The 21440-nt window shown below is 33.5% G+C and carries 16 protein-coding genes; 9 read left to right on the top strand and 7 right to left on the bottom strand.

The window, feature by feature from the left end; genetic code table 11:
- Positions 1-26: 26 nt before the first annotated feature.
- Positions 27-788 (top strand): phosphatase PAP2 family protein, encoded by a 762-nt coding sequence (locus OLM54_RS21270; protein WP_264536520.1) that lies wholly within the window; start codon positions 27-29, stop codon positions 786-788.
- Positions 789-878: 90 nt separating this feature from the next.
- Here the strand turns inward: OLM54_RS21270 and OLM54_RS21265 are convergent, their stop codons facing one another.
- Complete coding sequence (locus OLM54_RS21265) at positions 879-1652, bottom strand: XRE family transcriptional regulator (protein ID WP_264536519.1); 774 nt, start codon at positions 1650-1652, stop codon at positions 879-881.
- Between the two features lie 98 nt (positions 1653-1750).
- Here OLM54_RS21265 and OLM54_RS21260 point away from each other — a divergent pair, with 98 nt between their 5' ends.
- From OLM54_RS21260 to OLM54_RS21240, 5 genes are all read left to right on the top strand, one after another.
- Entirely contained in the window at positions 1751-2200 is a 450-nt protein-coding gene (locus OLM54_RS21260; RefSeq protein WP_264536518.1) for a LexA family protein, read from the top strand.
- A gap of 76 nt (positions 2201-2276) precedes the next feature.
- Complete coding sequence (locus OLM54_RS21255) at positions 2277-3536, top strand: Y-family DNA polymerase (RefSeq protein ID WP_264536517.1); 1260 nt, start codon at positions 2277-2279, stop codon at positions 3534-3536.
- A gap of 62 nt (positions 3537-3598) precedes the next feature.
- The gene (locus OLM54_RS21250; RefSeq protein WP_264536516.1) at positions 3599-4975 is read left to right on the top strand and encodes an exonuclease domain-containing protein; all 1377 of its coding nucleotides are present in this window, start codon (positions 3599-3601) and stop codon (positions 4973-4975) included.
- A gap of 36 nt (positions 4976-5011) precedes the next feature.
- Positions 5012-5695 (top strand): alpha-ketoglutarate-dependent dioxygenase AlkB family protein, encoded by a 684-nt coding sequence (locus OLM54_RS21245; RefSeq protein ID WP_264536515.1) that lies wholly within the window; start codon positions 5012-5014, stop codon positions 5693-5695.
- Positions 5696-5781: 86 nt separating this feature from the next.
- A complete protein-coding gene (locus OLM54_RS21240; protein ID WP_264536514.1) occupies positions 5782-6243 on the top strand; it encodes a DUF1810 domain-containing protein in 462 nt (153 codons plus the stop codon).
- Between the two features lie 212 nt (positions 6244-6455).
- Here the strand turns inward: OLM54_RS21240 and OLM54_RS21235 are convergent, their stop codons facing one another.
- Positions 6456-7868 carry an APC family permease gene (locus OLM54_RS21235; protein ID WP_264536513.1) on the bottom strand — a complete coding sequence of 471 codons (1413 nt, stop codon included), beginning with the start codon at positions 7866-7868 and terminating at the stop codon, positions 6456-6458.
- Positions 7869-8440: 572 nt separating this feature from the next.
- On the opposite strand from OLM54_RS21235, the gene OLM54_RS21230 reads away from it, so the two are divergent.
- Positions 8441-9865, top strand: a complete 1425-nt coding sequence (locus tag OLM54_RS21230; protein WP_264536512.1) for a sensor histidine kinase — start codon at positions 8441-8443, stop codon at positions 9863-9865.
- Entirely contained in the window at positions 9855-10244 is a 390-nt protein-coding gene (locus tag OLM54_RS21225; protein ID WP_264536511.1) for a response regulator, read from the top strand. Before OLM54_RS21230 ends, OLM54_RS21225 begins: the two co-directional genes overlap by 11 nt.
- Before the next feature lie 7 nt (positions 10245-10251).
- Here OLM54_RS21225 and OLM54_RS21220 read toward each other — a convergent pair whose 3' ends face one another.
- Positions 10252-11379 (bottom strand): peptidoglycan endopeptidase, encoded by a 1128-nt coding sequence (locus OLM54_RS21220; RefSeq protein WP_264536510.1) that lies wholly within the window; start codon positions 11377-11379, stop codon positions 10252-10254.
- Positions 11380-11617: 238 nt separating this feature from the next.
- Between OLM54_RS21220 and OLM54_RS21215 the strand changes: the two genes are divergently transcribed.
- Positions 11618-12997: a carboxypeptidase-like regulatory domain-containing protein gene (locus OLM54_RS21215; RefSeq protein WP_264536509.1), complete on the top strand. Its 1380-nt coding sequence runs from the start codon at positions 11618-11620 to the stop codon at positions 12995-12997.
- Positions 12998-13077: 80 nt separating this feature from the next.
- Here OLM54_RS21215 and OLM54_RS21210 read toward each other — a convergent pair whose 3' ends face one another.
- The 4 genes from OLM54_RS21210 to OLM54_RS21195 all read right to left on the bottom strand — a co-directional run bounded on the left by OLM54_RS21210 (position 13078) and on the right by OLM54_RS21195 (position 21145).
- Entirely contained in the window at positions 13078-15342 is a 2265-nt protein-coding gene (locus tag OLM54_RS21210; RefSeq protein ID WP_264536508.1) for an aconitate hydratase, read from the bottom strand.
- Positions 15343-15473: 131 nt separating this feature from the next.
- Positions 15474-18245, bottom strand: coding sequence for a bifunctional aconitate hydratase 2/2-methylisocitrate dehydratase (locus OLM54_RS21205; RefSeq protein ID WP_264536507.1), 2772 nt, complete (start codon positions 18243-18245; stop codon positions 15474-15476).
- Positions 18246-18679: 434 nt separating this feature from the next.
- Positions 18680-19633: an AAA family ATPase gene (locus OLM54_RS21200; RefSeq protein ID WP_264536506.1), complete on the bottom strand. Its 954-nt coding sequence runs from the start codon at positions 19631-19633 to the stop codon at positions 18680-18682.
- A 78-nt stretch (positions 19634-19711) separates the two neighbouring features.
- Positions 19712-21145 (bottom strand): peptidylprolyl isomerase, encoded by a 1434-nt coding sequence (locus OLM54_RS21195; protein ID WP_264536505.1) that lies wholly within the window; start codon positions 21143-21145, stop codon positions 19712-19714.
- Positions 21146-21440 lie beyond the last annotated feature (295 nt).

Here is a 21440-nt window from a genome sequence, read left to right as displayed (position 1 = left end):
ATTGCAACTTATAACAATAACGAAAGATGTTTTACAAAGCGATTTCTCTGGTATTTCTATTCGGTTTTTTGAGTGTAAATGCACAACAAAACGATTCCATAACAAAAATTGACAGCACTTCACATCAATTAAAATTCAATTATAAACAATTGATTATTCCGGGCGTATTAATTGGGTACGGCGTTATTGGGCTTGAAAGTGATCAGCTTTTAAGTTTCAATCATCAAATAAAAGCAGAAGTTACCGAAGATATTGATGAAAAAATCACGATTGACGATTTCTCGCAATATGCGCCTGCAGCGTCTGTTTATGCTTTAAACGCTTTTGGTGTTAAAGGAAAAAATAATATGCGCGATCGTTCTGTGATTTTTGTGACTTCGTATGTTATAATGGCTTCGACAGTTTTAGGTTTAAAGTCACTTGTACATGAAGAACGCCCAGACGGAAGTTCGAATAACTCTTTCCCATCCGGACATACCGCAACTGCTTTTGCCGGAGCGGAGTTTTTATGGCAGGAATACAAAGACAAATCGATTTGGTACGGAATTGCAGGTTATGCCGTTGCAACGGGAACAGGATTATTTAGAATTTACAACAATCGCCATTGGTTAACTGATGTTGCTGCCGGAGCCGGAATTGGTATTTTGAGTACCAAACTGGCATATTGGATGAATCCGTATATCACAAAAAAATTATTCAAATCATCTTCTGAAACTAAATCTACTTCTATGATAATGCCTTTTTATAATGGTCAGCAATATGGTTTGAGTTTTGTGAAAGTTTTTTAGTTTTATTTTTGCCACAGATTGCACAGATTAAAAGGATTTTTGAATGGCTTTGTCTAGATTTTTCAAATCGATGCAATCTGTGGCAAAAAATTACGTATTCGATGTATTATTCTTAATCTCCATAACCTCTCTTTTCACCTCCAGAAGCAAATCTTTCATGCTTTGAGATTCTGTCTGTTCATGACGTTTATCGCTTCTTCCGATATTGCATTCGTATTCCCAAATCTCTAAAATATCAGAAGCTTTCACTTCATAATTTGGATAAAAACGATTGTCTGATTCCAGAACCAAAGCATTTTTTTTGTTTTTATTGAGACGTTTATACACCATTCCCTCATTTTTAGTAATTAAAATGTATGTTTTGCCATCCATTACCTCTCCCAGCCTTTCTACATAACGACCAATAATAATAGATCCGTCTTCGTGCGGTGGCATCGAATCGCCTTCTACAGGAAATCCACGGTGTTTTCCCGGGTCTAAAAACGGAAGAGAAACTTGCTGTAGACTTTCAATATATTCCGGATCTGCATATCCGTTTAGATATCCTGCTTTTGCTTTTTGAGATACAATTTCAATAAAATTCTCTCCAAATCTATCTACTTGTATGGGTAAAATGAGTCGGTTTCCTTCTAGTTTTATCAAGTTTTCTATATCGATTTTACGTATGTCGACAGACAATAATAAATCGATACTCATATGAAAATATAAAGCAATCTGCTTTAAAATATCATACGGCGCTTCTGAAGTTCCGTCTTCGTATTTAACGTATCTTCCTCGGGTAATTCTAAGGTTTTCAGCTAATTTCTCCTGAGATATTTTATGCTTAACCCTCAATGCTCTGATGTTATCTGAAAATAAGGACATAATTAATTTGTTATAATTTGGAACAACAAATATACAAAAAAATGTTATCATCTGTACTAATTTTGTAATATACAAAAAAACAAATTTTTGAAGTGATTATGAAATTGAGCAATATAAATACCACAAAATCAATAGAATTGTATATTCCGGATGTAAGTTCGGAAATAAAACTGCCTTTTTTTGATGTTGGTATCAGCGCAGGTTTTCCTTCGCCTGCTGATGATTTTATTGAATTATCGATTGATCTTAACAAAGAATTTATCAAACATAAATACACTACTTATTTTGCCCGGGTAAAAGGACATTCTATGAAAAATGTTGGTATTAATGATGGTGATTTATTGATTATTGATAAAAGCCTGGAACCGCAAAACAATAAAATTGCTGTCTGCCAAATTGATGGTGAATTTACTGTAAAGCGTATCAGAATAGAAAAAGATATCATCTGGCTTATTGCCGAAAATGAAGATTATCAACCAATAAAAGTAACTCCGGAAAATAATTTTGTGATTTGGGGAATTGTGATTCACAGTATTAAATCCTTTTAAATAATTGTCAGTCTTCGAACTTCGCTCAGATTGATAAATCAGGGTAACAAAATAGAAATAAAAAATACGTTTAGAAATGTTTGCTTTAGTCGATTGTAACAATTTTTATGCTTCTTGTCAAAGAGTATTTGATCCACGTTTAAGAGGAAAACCTATCGTTATTCTTTCTAACAATGATGGCTGTGTTATTTCGCGCTCTGATGAAGCTAAGGCATTGGGCATACCAATGGCTATTCCTGCTTTTAAATATGAATCTATTTTTAAAGAAAAAAACATTTTTGTTTATTCTTCTAATTATCCGTTATATGGTGATATGAGTAATCGGGTAATGAATTTGCTTCAAACTTATACTCCCGAAATCGAAATTTACAGTATTGATGAAGCTTTCCTGAAATTTTCAGGTTACGATTTATTTGATCTCAATACGCTGGGTTTAAAAATGCGGAAAGAAGTGACACAAGGAACGGGCATTCCTGTTAGTATAGGTTTTGCGCCTACCAAAGCTTTGGCGAAAGTGGCAAATAAAATTGCACGAAAATTTGCAGATCGTACGCAGGGTGTTTATTGTATTGACTCTGAAGAAAAAAGAATTAAAGCATTAAAATGGACTAAAATTGAAGATGTCTGGGGAATTGGAAGAAAACACGCCAAACGGCTTAAATTAAAAAAAATCAACACGGCTTATGACTTTACTGAGCTTCCGGATGCTTGGGTAAGAAAAGAAATGTCTGTAGTCGGACTTCGGTTAAAACATGAATTAGAAGGCAAACCAACTTTGGATTTAGAAGATGCTGCAGATCGTAAAATGATTGCTACTACGAGGTCTTTCGAAAAAAGGTATACTACTTATGAAGAAATATCAGAACGAATCAGCACGTTTACAGCTTCCTGTGCTGAGAAATTAAGGCGTCAGGATTGTCATTGTAATATGGTAACTGTTTTTATCCAGACTAGTTTTTTAAAGAACGAGCAATCACATTATTCAAGAAGTATTACCATTACTACTGATTTTCCAACCAATTCAACAATAGAACTTAATGAGGCCGCACAAAAAGGATTTCAAGCTATTTTTAAAAAGGGTTATCGTTATAAAAAAGCGGGTGTAATTGTAATGGGATTAACGCCAAATAGTGAAACGCAGCTTAATTTATTCGAAACTTCAAATCCAAAACATCAGCCTTTAATGAGAGTGATTGATAAAATGAACCAAAGTTACGGTAATAATAAAATTAAATTCGGCGTGCAGTCTTTGGGGCGGCAATGGAAAATGAGGCAAAACAGTTTATCTCCCAAGTTTTCTACTTTACTCAAAGATGTTATTACGATTAAAGTTTAAATCTTCTTAGATAAAAAATATAAATCAACAGAAAACAATCGATTTTACGTTATATAATAGACATGAAAAAGCTGGAATATGCCATAGTAGATATTGAAACCACCGGTGGTAACGCGGGTGGCAGCCGCATTACAGAAATTGCCATTATTATTCATGACGGCACAAATGTGATTGATCGCTATGAGACGCTGGTAAATCCTGAAAAGGAAATACCGCTGTCAATTTTTGGCTTAACGGGCATTAATAACGAAATGGTAGCTAACGCTCCTATATTTGATGATATTGCAGAGAAAGTACTGGAAATGCTTGCTGATCGTGTTTTCGTTGCGCACAATGTCAATTTTGATTATTCATTCGTACGCCATCAACTTGAACAAGCGGGGTTTAAGTGGACGGCGAGAAAATTGTGCACCGTTCGGGCAGCAAGAAAGATAAGACCCGGATTTGGATCTTACAGTTTAGGAAATCTTTGCAATTCATTAGATATATCTTTAGAAAACAGACATCGTGCCGGCGGCGATGCTGATGCTACAGCCATATTATTTTCCCGATTATTAGAGTGGGATTATGAAGGACATATCGCAAAAATGATCAAAAATACGTCGCAAGATCAGCGTTTGCCTCCTAATCTGCCGCCTGACGATTTTAATAATTTACCTGAAAAACCTGGTGTTTATTATTTTTATAATGAGGTTAAAAAAGTGATTTATGTTGGAAAAGCAATCAATATAAAAAAACGTGTAGCTTCTCATTTTAGCGGTCATAATGTGAATTCGCAAAGACAAAATTTTTTACGGGATATCTATAGTATTTCCTTTGAAATTTGTGCTACCGAATTAATGGCTCTGCTTTTAGAATGTACTGAAATCAAACAACTTTGGCCTACATACAACAGAGCTTTAAAACGTTTTGAATCAAAATACGGGCTCTATCAATATGAAGCGCGCAGTGGTTATAAATATCTGGCCGTTGGAAAACTCAGTAAATTTCAATCCTCCATTGAGCATTTCAATAGTATACATGAAGGCATAAATTTATTGCAAAGTCTGGCGAAACAATTTGAACTTGATTACAGGTTTTGTAAATACTGTATTTCGATAGAAGAAAATATGCCAAATAATGATACAACAGATTTACCCGAAGTTCTGGATCATAATGAGAAAGTCGAAAATGCAATTGATTTTTTTTTAAACAACAGACCAAGTTTTGCGATTATTGACAAAGGCAGATCGGCAGATGAGCGGAGTTGTGTCTGGGTCGAAAATGGGCACTTTTACGGTATGGGCTATATTCCGTCAGATGTTGTAATTACTGAGCCGTCAGAGATAAAAGATTATGTTACGCCTTATAAAAGCAATCAATATATAACGCATTTAATCTATAGTTATGCTGAGAAATATCCGAGGAAAGTTTTTTTTAGTAAGCATTTCTTAAAATAAATTTTAAAATAGAGCTATAACCTTAAACATTGACTTATGACACTATTTAATGATACTGAATTATTTACTACGGGAAACCGCGGTAAAATTATATATGACCTGCCTGATACTGAACTGATTTTGATTGATAATTTCTTCACTAAAGAAGAATCTGATCGTTTTTATGAAAAATTACTTCATCAAACGAAATGGAGGGAATATGAAATGGAAATTTTTGATAAAACGGTTACTGCTCCCAGAATGATTGCCTGGTATGAAGACAAAGATAATGTTGGAGCAGATCAAAATGGTCCAGACTGGACTTATGAATTACTGACTATTAGAAGTCGCGTAGAGAAAGAAACGCAGCTTGATTTTAATGCTTTATTGCTTAATTTATATCGTAATGGCAAAGATGGCGTGGCGTGGCATAGTGATAAAGAACACAATACGGGACAGAATCCGATTATTGCTTCGGTGACTTTTGGAGAAACGAGAATGTTTAGACTGCGTCATAAATTTAGAAAAGATATACCGCAGATTGAGATTCCTTTACATCATGGATCTTTTCTTTTGATGGCAGGAACAACCAATAGTTACTGGCAGCATCAGGTTCCTAAAACAGCCCGAAATGTATTGCCGAGAATCAATTTAACTTTTAGGAGAATTTATAGAAAGGAAGATAATGTAAAACATTTTCACACTAGAAGTAGTGTACAAAAATTTTCCTCTAAAAGTTAAAACACTCACAGTATGAACCTTTTATTAGGCAGACCTTAATTTTTTTAGTACTTTCGCACCCTTTTTTTCATATATATAATACCAAAATGGCTTACTCAAACAATGATTTAATGCGTTTTTTAGATGCACAAAATAAACTTTATCTTACTGCTTTTTCTGAAATTAAAAAAGGAAAAAAAGAAACTCACTGGATGTGGTTTATTTTTCCTCAGTTAAAAGGATTAGGCACGAGTGATAATGCAAATTATTATGCGATTGCCGATTTAAAGGAAGCAACTGAATTTTTAGAACATCCTATTTTAGGAAAACATCTTATAGAAATTTCGGAGTTGCTTTTAACTTTTAAAAGAAAATCTGCAGATGGTATTTTTGGAGATTTAGATGCTCGAAAATTACGTTCTTCCATGACGCTTTTTTCTTTGGCTGAAAATACAAATCCAATATTTAAAGAAATTCTGGATGCTTTTTTCTCCGGAGAAGAAGATCCTCTTACTTTGTCTATTATTAATTCAACTATAAAATCTTCTATTGAACCTGAAATAGTTTAATTTTTTAACCGCAAAAATACACGTTTATTTGCCTGGCTTGAAGGTTAATTATTGATTTTTTTTGCACTGTAATTGTGTATCGTTATTTCAGGACTAGACAGATATTATAAAAAAGAAACGCCTTGTAGTTAACAAGGCGCTTCTTTTTTATAATTTCGAAAAGGTTTTAACTTAGAATCTTAGCTGCTTAAAATCTTAGCAACTTTTTTCCCCTAACTCTCTTTCGGTTTTGTTAAATAATATACCGGAATTCCGATTAACATAATTAGAATTCCCCATCCACAAGTGGAAAATTTTGTAATTAACAGTGAAATACAAATTGCCGTTGCAATTACAATATACAACATTGGTAAAAACGGGTATCCGAACGCTTTATATGGTCTTTCTACATCTGGCATTTTTTTACGCAAAATGAATATTCCGTAGATTGTCAGTATATAAAAAATCAAAACGATGATGATTACAAAGTCTAATAAATCTCCATATTTTCCGGTTAAGCATAATGCCGAAGCCCAAACACATTGTGCCCATAAAGCCCATGCAGGAACGCTTGCTTTGTTAAGAACTGCCGCTTTTTTAAAGAATAAACCGTCGTTTGCCATTGTATAATATACTCTCGCACCCGCCATAATTAAACCGTTGTTGCAGGCAAAAGTCGAAATCATAATCATAATTGCAATGATTAGTGTTCCGATATTTCCAAAAATATATTGCGAAGCTACTACCGCTACTCTATCTGATTTTGCAGTTGCGATTTCGTCTAAAGGAATTACTGCCAAATACATCAAATTGGTTAGAACATAGATAATGGTTACGATAAATGTTCCAAGAAACAAACTGAAACCAACATTACGTTTTGGGTTTTTAATTTCTCCGGCAATAAATGTTACCCCGTTCCAGGCGTCGCTTGAAAATAAAGATCCTACCATTGCGGCAGAAATTCCAGTAATCAAGGCTGTTCCGCTAATTGGTAACCATGAACCGCTTTCAGCATTATAAGAACGTGTAGTCCATGCATCTGCCCAATTGGCATCCCAAATTGAAGCTTTTGCTGCAAGCGTTAATCCAAAAACGATTAAACCTACTAATGATAAAATTTTAATAATAGTAAGAACGGTTTGTAAAATTTTTCCATTTTTAACACCGCGACTATTAATATAGGTCAATAAAACAATCGTAAAAATGGAAACAATTTGTGCTGCATTGAGTTTAAAAAAACCTAACTCAAACAATATATTTTCGTCACTTAAAGGCTCATACAGATAAGCCGCAAATTTTGAAAAAGCCACACCAACAGCAGCAATTGTTCCGGTTTGAATTACTGCGAAAAAACTCCAGCCATACAAAAAGGCAATTAGTTTATTGTATGCTTCTTTCAGGTATACATATTGTCCACCCGCTTTTGGAAACATGGCACTTAGTTCGCCGTAACTCACTGCCGCAATAATGGTAATTAATCCTGAAATAAGCCAAATTAAAGTCAACCATCCCGCAGATCCTACTTGTCTGGCGATATCGGCACTTACAATAAATATCCCGGAGCCAATCATAGAACCTACAACAAGCATGGTTCCGTCTAGTAATCCGAGTTCTCTTTTAAAATTTTCCTGATCGTTTTCTTGCATTATTTTATGTTTTTGGGTTGGTTAAAGATATACTTTTTTCTGAAATTTTAGATTCTTTGAAATTATTTTTGAACCTATCTTTCCAATGGTCAGTAAACTTTAGTATTGGTTTTTATTTCTCACACAATACTTCATGTAAAAAATGACTTGTCCATTTTTTATTATGAGTTAAGTAAATCGTCTGAAAAGCCAACAATGATTAAACAAAAAAAGTATTGATTTCTACGCTATTCTGATTATATTTCTTTATAAAAAATCTATTTTTTTTAGTTGAAACCTAAAAAATAACAAGCATAAATAATATAAATATTTAAAAATCAAATAGTTAAATCTAAATTATTATTAAGCATAAAATTTAACAAGAAAAAACAAACTGCTTGTAAAAGCGTAATATTTTTTTATTAAATTTGAGTTAATCGGTAGATTGACCTTAAAAATTAAACGTTTTATTAACATTTGTTTAATTTAATTAATAATAATCAGACCCCCACGATTATTAAAGAACGGTGTTTTCTATCAAAAAAGTTGACCACAAGATTGGAATAAATTACTAACCTACAAATCAAGAAACTATGTTTAAATTTGAAATTTTCAAGAAATTACGTTTCGCAAATGTTTTTGTTCTTCTCTTAATTGTTTTTGTTTGTTGCGCATTATTAATTTGCATCAACTTTTTCACTATCAAAACCTTATCAGCAACGCGAGCTTATGTAAATGGTGAATCACATTATTCAAAAGGTCAAAAAGATGCTTCGCGCCATTTGATAACTTATCTATACACTAAAGATATAAATCAATGGAAATTATATCTGGAAGAACTTAAAGTTCCGCAAGGAGACGGTACAGCAAGAGTAACTTTATTGAAAGCCGGAGATAATGCAATTGCCCGAAAAGCATTATTGATTGGTCGAAATCACGAGGAAGATTTAGATGACCTTATCTGGCTGTTTGTAAATTTTAAACAGGTTTCTTTTTTAGCCAAGGCGATTAATGAATGGGAACAAGGCGATAAATTAATCTTTAAATTATTTGTTACGGGGCAACAAATTAATGCCAAAATAAAGTACAATTTACTGACTGATACAGATCAGCAAAAATTTCTTCAGCAAATTAGTGCAATAAGCGATAAGCTTACTATTAATGAACGCAATTTTTCGAATACATTAGGCGAAGGAACAAGAAAAATAAAAGGCTTACTTATTTTTACTAATATTCTCTTTATTCTAATTATCGTTTGCAGTGTTTGCCTTTATTATTCGATAATGGTAAAACGCTTAGTTGTTTCTAAAAAAGAAATAGAAATTAAAAATGAAAATTTAATACATGTTAATCATGAACTTGATCGTTTTGTTTATAGCGCATCACATGATTTGAGATCACCAATAACTTCCTTAAAAGGACTTATAGAAATTACGCAACAAGAAGATAATGTAAATCAGATTAGGGAATATTTGACTTTAATGTACACAAGTCTGGCAAGACAAGATCAGTTTATAAGCGACATTATTGATTATTCTAAGAATAAGAGAAAACAAATTATCATGGAACCTGTTAGTTTACGTGAAATATTTGATGAAGCGATCTCGCAGTTAATGCATTTTGAAAATGCAAACCAAATCGCAATAACAAAAGAATTACTTGTTGATGAAATTGAAAGTGATGGCTTACGCCTGCAAATTATTATCTCTAATTTGCTTTCAAATGCTATTAAATATGCAGACAATAGCAAGCAGCAAATGTTTATAGCTATAAGAACATACATCGATGAAGGCTGCAATAAAATTGAAATATCTGATAACGGAATTGGTATTAAAGATGAATTTAAAGACCACATTTTTGAAATGTATTTTGGAACAAACAAAAATAAAGGCTCCGGACTGGGATTGTATATAGTGAAGGAAGCGGTTGAAAACATTCGAGGAAATATTTGTGTATCCTCAGAAAATAATATTGGAAGTAAGTTTATTGTAACAATACCAAACGCTCATGGAATTTAAACCTGTCTTTTTATTAATTGAAGACAATCTGATTGATCAGCTTGTTATCACACAGCTTATAAGGAAATCTCTTGATAGTGAGGTAAATATCACGAATAATGGTGAAGAAGGTTTAGAATGGCTACACAACCATCAGGATTTAAACCGATCTCTAATTATTTTATTAGATATTCAAATGCCTATAATGAATGGATTTGGCTTTTTGGAGGAATACGATAAATTTAACGCCGAATTTAAAAAAGAAATTCAGATTTATGTACTTTCATCAACTTTGGATCCGGACGAAATTAAAAGAATTAAAGAGAATAATTATGTTACTGCTTTTTTAAATAAACCTTTATCTGTGGAGTGTTTAAAAGAGAAAATACATTTTAATTAATTCGTTACTATTGTAAAACTCTGTTTACCTGCGAAAATGCTCTTTGGTAATATGGTTCTTTTGTTGATGAAATCATTACACCGCCATGAATTGAGGAGTGTACAAATTTAATTTCTCCATCAGCAACTTCTACAACCATTCCAACGTGATTAATTTGATGTCTGCCATTTGTTTTAAAGAAAATCAAATCGCCTTTTTGAGCCTCATCACCGGTAATTTTCATTCCTATTCGTGATTGTTCGATTGAGCTTCTTGGTAATTTAATATCAAAAGCGCTAAAGGTTGAAATCATTAAACCTGAACAATCAAAACCCGCTTTTGTGGTTCCGCCCGATCGATATCTTGTTCCGATATTTTCTGTTGCGTTTACAACTAACTGATCGACTAATTCTGAATGATTAGCCACTTTTATAACGGTATTGGTTGAGTCTGTTTTAATTGTTGGCGTTTCTGCAATTTGTCCTTGAGAGGATGGTAATGTTTCTTTTACTTCCTGATTTGGTGTTGAAAGTGCCGCCGCTGCGTCAGCCTTTTCTTTTGTCGTTCGGATTTTCAGGACGTAACCAACCGGTAAATTTCCTTTAATAAACGGATTTTGTTTTTCTAAATCTGCAACGGTTATTCCGTATCTTTTTGCAATTGCGTATTTCGTTTCTTTTGGCTGAACTTCTACAACTACTTCAACATCTGTGACAATTTTTAGATCGTCGAATGGTTTTTCTGAAACCGCAACTGTATTAGATGGAATGATAATTTGTTGTCCGATTTTTAAACCTTCTGTCTCTAAAAGCGGATTTGACTTTTTTAAATCTTCGACTGAAACATTGTATTTTTTTGAGATTCCCCACAGCGTTTCTTTTGCTAAAACTTCGTGAGTTCCTGGAGTATTATTATTTACAATAGCTTCATTTGCAACAATAGTTTGATTTGAATTTGGAATTAGTAAAACTGAGTTTAGTTTTAAAATTTTAGGTGCATTAGGATTTGCATCTAAAATAGCTTTGGGTTTTACTCCGTATTTTTTTGCAATTACAGTGATATTTTCACCTTTAGATATAGTATGCTTTATATATTTTTCCTGCGAAAAAACATTTAAACTTAAAAACAACAATATGACGACTAACTTAAAATTCATTTCTTGGGGGGAATTTTTTTTAAATTTTGTGCTTCATTTATAAAACTCAAAAAAAGAACGATTCTTTTACTAATAAGGCGAATTTAACATTTTTATGCAAAAAAAATGCCTTTTTTAACATCTCTTTAGGTTCAAATTAACAAATTCGGCATGAAAATTGAGCTAATTAGTTAAAAACGTGCGTTTTATACGAAAAATAGTATTTAAAAATAATTCGGTAATTTTAAATGAACATATTTTGAAAAAAATCTTCTTATTTCTGGTCTTATTTCCATTATTTCTGACTGCTCAAAACATAAAAGGTGTTGTTATTTCTCAAAAAACAAATTTACCTGTTGAAGATGTTAATGTACGTTCTTTGAACACAAATACTATTGGTTTAACTAATGAAAAAGGGCAGTTTTCATTAAAATATGTATCAAATTTTAGAGAAAATGATACATTAGAATTTTCTCATATTGGATATATTTCCAGAAAAATAAGTTTGAGTGACATCCGAGAAAAGCCAACGGTTTTTCTTTATGAAGAAATAGAAAATTTATCCGGACTAACAATTTCTGCAAATCATAAATTAAAACTGAAATCAAAACTAAGCTTTAATAAAGCAGCATCTTTACCTTATGGCATTTTCGCATTTGGTTCTGTTTTAAAGGATGATAAGATTTATGTTATTGGCGGAGATGCGAGTTTTAAAATGGATGCTTTTAACAAAATTAAAAGAGAAAAGCCCGATTTTACCATGGCAGATTATTTAAAAGAACTTCAGTTTCAATTTAATGGTCAGGTCTACAAAGACAAAATGTTGATTTACGATATTAAGACGGATTCCTGGCAAGCCTCTGAAGTAAAATTCAAAAAAAGGGCTTATCATAATCTTAATTATTACAACAATTCAATTTATATTTTAGGCGGAAAAAGAGTTTCAGCTAATGGAAAATTTGAATATTTACAAGATCAGATTGAAGTTTTCGACACGAATAGACAAACGATAACTATTGATAAAACATATCCTCACCAAGCTTCAAATGCTGCTTCTTTTACTTATAAAGATAATATTGTTGTAATGGGCGGCTCTATAAAAGCAAATGAAAAAGGCCCAACGGCATTTACAAACAAGGTACATCTTTATGATATAACTTCGGGATATTGGTATCAACTTGCAGATATGCCAACTGCAAAACAAGCATCTGGGATTTTAATTGACAATAAAGTTTATCTGATTGGTGGTTTTAACGGAAAAACTTTGACTCAAGTAGAGACTTTTGATTTGACTACAGAAAAATACGAAACTCAAGGCGAGTTGTTTTCTGGGTTGGAAAAGCCTGCTGTGACATATTGCAATAATATTATTTATTGTTTTGAAGACAAAAAAATGCTTACTTATAATATAACATCTAAGGAATTAAAAGAATACGCAATTGAGTTGGGCTTAAAATCTTCTGCAATGTATTATTCTAATGGTAAGTTATATATTATTGGTGGATATACGTATAATGATTATTCTGAAACACCATCGACTAGTGTGTATAACATTTCTATTGACGAATTTGAAGCTACTAAACCAGATCGAATCAAAGTTTTTTCAGCTATCAACAATGACTCTAAAGTGAATCCATAAATTCATAAAAAAATATAAAATACTAAATAAAAAACGCTCTGTTTTCACAGAGCGTTTTTGGTATAATTAAAATTTTTAGATTATGCTTTTCCGGCAGCAATTAAGTTTAATGCTGAACCCGCAACGAACCAGCCAATTTGACCTGCGTTGTAAGTATGGTTTGCCAAGATAATATCTTTTGTACCATCTGCATGAATGAACTCTAATGTTAATGGTTTTCCCGGAGCGAACTCGGTTAAATCAGTAAAATTAATGGTATCATTTTCCTGAATTTTATCATAATCAGTTTCAGTAGCGAATGTTAATCCTAAAAGACCTTGTTTTTTAAGGTTTGTTTCGTGTATACGTGCAAAAGATTTTACTAATACCGCTTTAACGCCTAAAAAACGTGGTTCCATTGCAGCATGCTCACGAGATGAACCTTCACCATAATTGTGATCTCCCACAACGATTGATGGGACTCCGGCCGCTTTGTATGCACGAGCTACAGCAGGAACTGCATCGTAAGCTCCGGTTAATTGATTTTTAACGGAGTTTGTTTTTTGGTTGAATGCATTTACAGCACCAATCAACATATTGTTAGAAATATTATCTAAGTGTCCGCGGAAACGCAACCATGGTCCAGCCATAGAAATGTGATCGGTTGTACATTTTCCGAATGCTTTGATTAATAATTTAGCACCGGTAATATTTTTTCCATCCCATGCATCAAACGGAGCTAATAATTGCAAACGTTCAGATGTTGGACTAACTACAACCTGAACTCCTGAACCGTCTTCTGCCGGAACCTGAAATCCCGGATCTTTAACATCAAATCCTTTTGGAGGCAATTCGTCTCCTGTTGGAGCTTCAAGCATTACTTCTTCTCCATCTTCATTGATTAAAGTATCTGTTAATGGGTTAAAACCTAAATCACCGGCAATAGCCATTGCAGTTACCAATTCCGGCGAACCTACGAAGGCTAAAGTGTTTGGATTACCATCTGCACGTTTTGAGAAGTTACGGTTGAAAGAGTGAACGATTGTATTTCTTTCTTCTTTTTCCGCACCATCTCTGTCCCACATACCAATACATGGTCCGCAGGCATTAGCAAAAACAGTAGCACCAATTTTCTCGAAAGTATCAATAAATCCGTCTCTTTCAATTGTATAACGTACTACTTCTGAACCTGGGGTAATGGTAAATTGAGATTTAGTTTTTAAGTTTTTAGCACTTACTTGTCTGGCTAAAGAAGCTGCACGTGAAATATCTTCGTAAGAAGAGTTTGTACATGAACCAATTAAACCAACCTGAATTTGTAATGGCCAGTTATTTTTGATCGCTTCTTCTTTCATTTTAGAAATTGGAGTAGCCAAATCCGGTGTAAAAGGACCGTTTAAGTGTGGTTCTAATTCTGTTAAGTTAATTTCTATAACCTGATCAAAATATTGTTCCGGGTTAGCATAAACTTCCGGATCTCCGGTTAAGTAAGAAGCTACTTTATCTGCAGCATCGGCAACATCGGCTCTGTTTGTAGAACGTAAGTAACGACTCATAGAATCATCATATCCAAAAGTTGAAGTTGTAGCTCCAATTTCGGCACCCATGTTACAAATAGTACCTTTACCGGTACAAGACATAGAAGTTGCTCCTTCGCCAAAATATTCAACAATTGCACCTGTACCACCTTTTACAGTAAGGATACCGGCAACTTTAAGGATTACATCTTTAGGAGCAGTCCATCCTGATAATTTACCAGTTAATTTTACTCCAATTAATTTAGGGAATTTTAATTCCCAAGCCATACCGGACATAACGTCTACAGCATCTGCTCCACCAACACCAATAGCTACCATTCCTAAACCACCTGCATTTACAGTGTGAGAATCGGTACCAATCATCATTCCGCCAGGGAAAGCATAATTTTCAAGTACTACCTGGTGAATAATTCCGGCTCCCGGTTTCCAGAAACCAATTCCGTATTTATTTGAAACTGACGATAAGAAATCGAAAACTTCGTTACTTTGTGTTTTTGCTCTGGCCAAATCGGTTGCGGCATCTACTTTTGCCTGAATCAAGTGATCGCAGTGAACTGTTGTAGGTACTGCCACCTTAGCTTTTCCGGCGTGCATAAATTGCAATAATGCCATTTGAGCAGTTGCATCCTGACATGCTACACGATCTGGTGCAAAATCAACATAATCTACTCCTCTTCCAAACGCCTTTGTTGGATTTCCATCCCAAAGGTGATTGTACAAAATTTTCTCCGTTAAAGTAAGTGGACGACCAACTATCTCGCGTGCTTTGTCAACACGATCGGGCATGTTCTCATACACTTTTTTAATCATTTCAATATCAAAAGCCATAAGTTATAATTGTTTTTGTTTTTTTTATTTTGAACATGACAAGTTACAAATAATTGAGGAGCTGGAAAAGAAAAAGCCCGAGTTTATCACTCGGGCTTTTTATATATAATGATTATAACTAATCATGTGTATTACATCACTAATTGTTTGCTTGATGGTGCAAATTTAGTTAAGCTAATACCTTCTACTGCGGCTGTATATTCATCCATTGTAGGAGTTCTGCCAAGAATTGTAGACAATACTACTACTGGTGTTGAAGAAAGTAATGACTCTCCTTTTTTACCTTCAGTATCCTCTACGACTCTTCCTTGGAACAAACGTGTAGAAGTTGCCATTACAGTATCTCCTTTTGCAGCTTTTTCCTGATTACCCATACATAGGTTACATCCCGGACGCTCTAAATACAACATGTTTTCGTATTCTGTACGTGCTGCACCTTTAGGAGCATTATCGTCAAATTCGAAACCTGAGTATTTCTGTAAAACTTCCCAGTCACCTTCGGCTTTAAGCTCATCTACAATGTTATAAGTTGGCGGCGCTACCACAAGCGGCGCTTTAAACTCAACTTTACCATGTAAATCTTCTATATTTTTAAGCATTTGAGCAAGGATTTTCATATCTCCTTTATGAACCATGCAAGAACCGATAAATCCAAGATCTACTTTTTTAACTCCTCCGTAAAAAGATAATGGTCTGATTGTATCGTGCGTATATCGTTTAGAAACATCAACATTATTAACGTCCGGATCAGCAATCATTGGTTCTACAATTTGATCAAGATCAACAACAACTTCAGCATAATACTTCGCATTTGCATCCGGAGTTAAGGCTGGTTTCTCAGCTGATTTAATTTCGGCAATTCTCTTATCTGCTTTGTTAATCAATCCCTGAAGAACTTGTTTGTGATTATCCATACCTTTATTGATCATGATCTGGATTCTTCCTTTTGCAATCTCCAGTGAGTCGATCAAAGTATCATCTTCAGAAATACAGATAGACGCTTTTGCTTTCATTTCTGCAGTCCAATCTGTAAACGTAAATGCCTGGTCAGCAGTCAGAGTTCCAAGATGAACTTCAATAATTCTTCCCTGGAATACATTTTCACCACCAAACTTTTTAAGCATTTGAGATTGTGTTGAATGCACTACATCACGGAAGTCCATATAACCTTTCATTTCTCCAATAAATGTCACTTTTACAGATTCCGGAATTGGCATTGAAGCCTCGCCGGTAGCAAGTGCAAGAGCAACTGTTCCTGAGTCTGCACCAAAAGCAACCCCTTTTGACATTCTTGTATGAGAGTCACCACCAATAATGATAGCCCACTCGTCTATTGTAATATCGTTAAGAACTTTATGAATTACATCTGTCATGGAGTGATAAACAGCTTTCGGGTCACGAGCCGTGATTAAACCGAAATCGTTCATAAATTTCATCAATTTTGGAATATTAGCCTGCGCTTTTTTATCCCATACAGAAGCTGTATGACAACCAGATTGATATGCTCCGTCTACGATTGGCGAAATTACTGTTGCTGCCATAGACTCTAATTCCTGAGCCGTCATAAGACCAGTTGTATCTTGTGAACCTACAATATTAACTTCTACACGAACATCTGAACCTGCATGTAATACTTTACCCGGAGTTATTCCAACAGCATTTCTGTTGAAGATTTTTTCTACTGCCGTAAGACCTTGACCCTCAATAGAAATCTCTTTTGATGGAGCAAATACAAGCGGAGCTTCAATATCCAGAACTTTCGCTGCTAATGTTTGAAGTTTTTTACCAAATACAATTGCATATGATCCTCCGGCTTTTATAAATTCCATTTTCTGAGGCGTGAATGCCTTAGAAATATCAATTAATTCTTTGTCTCCGTTATAAAGTTTCTTAGTTTTTGTGTTTATGGTAAGCACTGTACCGGTAGCTACAGAGTATGCTTCTTCTAAAATTGGTTCATTATTTTCATTACGAATAATATCGCCATTTGCATCCAGCTTTTTTACCCAGTTTTTAAGATCTAAACCAATACCACCCGTAACGTCAACCGTTGTTAGGAAAATTGGAGAAATACCGTTTGTTCCTGCAACAATTGGAGCAATATTAATAAATGGAACATATGGACTTGCTTGTTTACCTGTCCAAAGAGCCACGTTATTTACTCCTGACATTCTGGATGAACCTACACCCATCGTACCTTTTTCTGCAATTAACATCACACTTGCATCAGGATATTGTGCTTGCAGCATCTTGATTTCGTCTTGTGCCTGAGGAGTGATCATGCATTTACCGTGAAGTTCACGGTCAGAACGTGAGTGAGCCTGATTACCCGGAGACAACAAGTCAGTCGAAATATCACCCTCACCGGCGATATAAGTAACCACTTTAATTTCTTCAACTACTTCTGGCAATGAAGTAAAAAATTCTGCTTTTGCGTAACTTTCAAGAATCTCTCTTGCGATTACACTATCATTTTTAAAAGCTTCTTTTAGGCGGTCTGTGTCTGCCTCATAAAGATAAACTTGTGTTTTAAGAACATTTGCAGCTTCTTTGGCAGTAACAAAATCATCACCAAGAGCTAAATCCAACAGCACTTCGATAGAAGGTCCGCCTTTCATGTGAGATAATAATTCAAAAGCAAAAGCAGGCGTGATTTCTTTTACTTCAAATTCACCAAGAATTATTTCTTTTAAAAATTTAGCTTTAAGACCTGCAGCGCTGGTAGTTCCCGGCACAACATTATAAACAAAGAATTTAAGAGAATCTTCTCTGTACTCGTTATTTACATCTTTAATTTGTTCAATAATGTCGCTTAATAAGTCAGCACCATCAATTGGTTTTGGGTGAAGTCCCTGGTCTTTACGATCAGCAATCTCTTTAATGTAATCCTGATAAATATTCATATTAAAAGTCTTTTGTAGGTATTTTTATTTTTTTGTTCGCAAATTTAGTTATTAAAGCCGAGAATTAAAAAAAATATAATGGAAGTCGCCTTTTCAAAAATTATTATTGTTAAAAAACGATTTTGAATGCTCGTTTTTGCTAAAAAATCAAATTTTTATTAAAAAAATGATTTTTCAACATTTTAAAATCTTTTCTTTAACAAAGTCGAAATTTGTTGTTATAAACAAACGTTATTTTAAGGCCGTTTTAAATCAAGAACCTTTCTAAATTAGAATTTACATCGTTATAGTTGCCATAAAAATCGACTTTTCAAGAATGTTCATCATAGAATTTATGAAGCTTTTATTAAAGATAATTTTACAACATCAACGTCGATTAAAACAAAAAAAGCCTAACAATTAAATGCTAGGCTTTTCTTGAATTTTCTATGTTTTTATAATAATTTTTGAATGATAATTTCTTCTGTTATTCCTTCAGCATCTGCTTTATAATTTTTGATAATTCTGTGACGCAAAATTCCGGTTGCAACTGCTTTTACATCTTCAATATCCGGCGAAAATTTACCGTTAAAAGCGGCGTGTGCTTTTGCTGCCAGGATTAGGTTCTGAGAGGCTCTTGGTCCTGCTCCCCAATCTAAATAATTCTTTACAAAATCATTTGACAAAGCATTATCAGGACGTGTTTTACTTACTAAAGACACGGCATATTCAATAACATTATCTGCTACAGGAATTCTTCGAATCAAGTGCTGAAAATCGATAATTTCCTGCGCTGTAAACAAAGGATTAATTGTTGTTTTGGCATCAGAAGTTGTACGTTTTACGACTTGCACTTCTTCTTCAAAACTTGGATATTCTAATTTTACGGCAAACATAAAACGGTCTAACTGAGCTTCCGGCAATGGATAAGTTCCTTCTTGTTCAATTGGATTTTGCGTTGCCAATACAAAATAAGGTAAATCTAACTTATGGTTTTCGCCGGCAATTGTAACCGAGCGCTCCTGCATTGCCTCAAGCAAAGCTGCCTGTGTTTTAGGCGGCGTTCTGTTGATCTCATCTGCCAGGATAATATTAGAAAAAACCGGTCCTTTTATAAATTTAAATCTTCTGTTTTCATCTAAAATCTCGCTTCCTAAAATATCAGAAGGCATTAAATCCGGTGTAAACTGTATTCTTTTAAAATCTAATCCTAACGCCTGAGACAAAGTATTTATCAATAATGTTTTTGCTAAACCCGGTACTCCTATTAAAAGAGCGTGTCCTCCGGAAAATATACAAAGTAAAATTTGATCTACAACGGCGTCTTGCCCTACAATGATTTTTGCTATTTCGGTTTTTAATTCGTTGCGTTTTTGAACTAAATTATGAATTGCTGTTACGTCAGACATTTATGAATGTATTTAAAATTAAAAAGAGCTAGTGCTATGAAATCATAAAACTAACTCTTTTTATTTATTTAATAAAAATTATTTTTTCAGCCAATTGTTTGTAAAAGCACAATCTCTGTACTCTCCGATAATTTTAATATAGGTATCTTTTATTTTTGTATCAAACCATTTTGCAATAGTATTGATTTGTTTTTCTTTTAAAGCTAATTCTTTAATTTTAGTATAATCTTTAGCATAATCAGCTGTATGCTCTTCAATTCTGTTCGTAACAGTAATTAATTTATACGTTTTTTTACCTTTTTCATCTGTATTTAAAAGTGGTTGAGAAATCTCTGCATCTTTTAAATTTGAAACCTGGCTGTATAATGTTGGATCCATTTTGGTCAACTCAAAACGGGTATCTTGTGTGTTTGGATTCACTAAAGTTCCACCATTTGCTCTTGTTTCTTTCTCATCAGATTCTGTTCTTGCAGCATCAGCAAAAGTAATCTCTTTACTTTCAATCTTTTTTCTAATGTTTGTAATTCTTTCTTTAGCTTCTTTCAAAGCATCTTCAGAAACTGTTGGTGCAATTAAAATATGGCGTAATTCTACCTCTTGTCCTTTTATTTTATCAACCATAATAATATGGAATCCAAAATTAGTTTCAAATGGTTCAGAAATTTCACCTTCAGCTAAACTAAAAGCAACATCTTTAAATTCTTTTACAAAAGGTGTTTTTCTTGTCATTTTATAGTAACCTCCGGCGGAAGATGATCCGGGATCCTGAGAATATAAAACTGCTTTTGTAGCAAAACTAGATCCGTCAAGTACATCTTTTCTAATGCCATTTAATCGGTCTATTACTTTTTGCTTGTCTTCTTTAGAAACTTTTGGCTCAACTACAATTTGTGCCACTTCCATTTCGGCTCCAAAAGTTGGCAATTCATCTTTTGGTATTTTTTTAAAGAAATTACGAACTTCTTCCGGCGTAATTTCAACACCATCAATAATCTTTTTCTGCATTTCAGAAGCTAACTTCTGCTCTTTTAATATGTCTGCAAAATAAGTTTTAAATTCTTCTACAGAATTTTTCTTATAATAAGCTACCACTTTATTTATATCTCCAACTTGTTGCAGCATATAGTTTAAACGCTCTTCCATCATGCTTCTTACTTCAGCATCGCTTACAATAATACTATCCTGAATAGCCTGGTGTGCATATAATTTATCTTCTAAAAGTTTACCAAGCATTTGGCATCTTGTAATATCTTTTATTGAACCTCCCTGACTGGTAATTTCTAAATATCCTTTATCAATATCAGAATCTAAAACAATATAATCTCCAACAGTTGCTATAATACCGTCAATTTTTTGCTTCTGTCCAGAAGATGGAACTTCAACCGGTTTTTGTGCTACTACATCCGGAATAATTTCTTGTGCCGAAATAAATGAGTTGAAAAAAAGTAAAAAACATATTGTTAACCCTAGTTTGTAATCAATTGTTTTTAGCTGTAATTTTTTTAATAACATTATTTTAAATTTAATTTGAATGCCTTAGACTTTATTTAAACTAACTATTCATTTATTTCTCTTTCAAAAATCATTCTGAAAATATTAAATAATTAACTTCTAGTTTCTTCTAACTTATAACGAACAAAAATAACAATTCAATTACATAATACAACTATCAGCAATACTATTAACAAAAAATTATGGGATGACCTCATAATTCGATTAATAAGAAGTTGAATATCAATAAACAATACTTTCAAATGTAAACTCTCATTATGAAGTATTTATCAGTTAAAGAGAAAATTATTTCCTT

The organism is Flavobacterium sp. N1736 (assembly GCF_025947065.1).
In the GTDB taxonomy this organism is placed as follows: domain Bacteria; phylum Bacteroidota; class Bacteroidia; order Flavobacteriales; family Flavobacteriaceae; genus Flavobacterium.
This window is presented reverse-complemented; position numbering and strand designations above follow the sequence as displayed.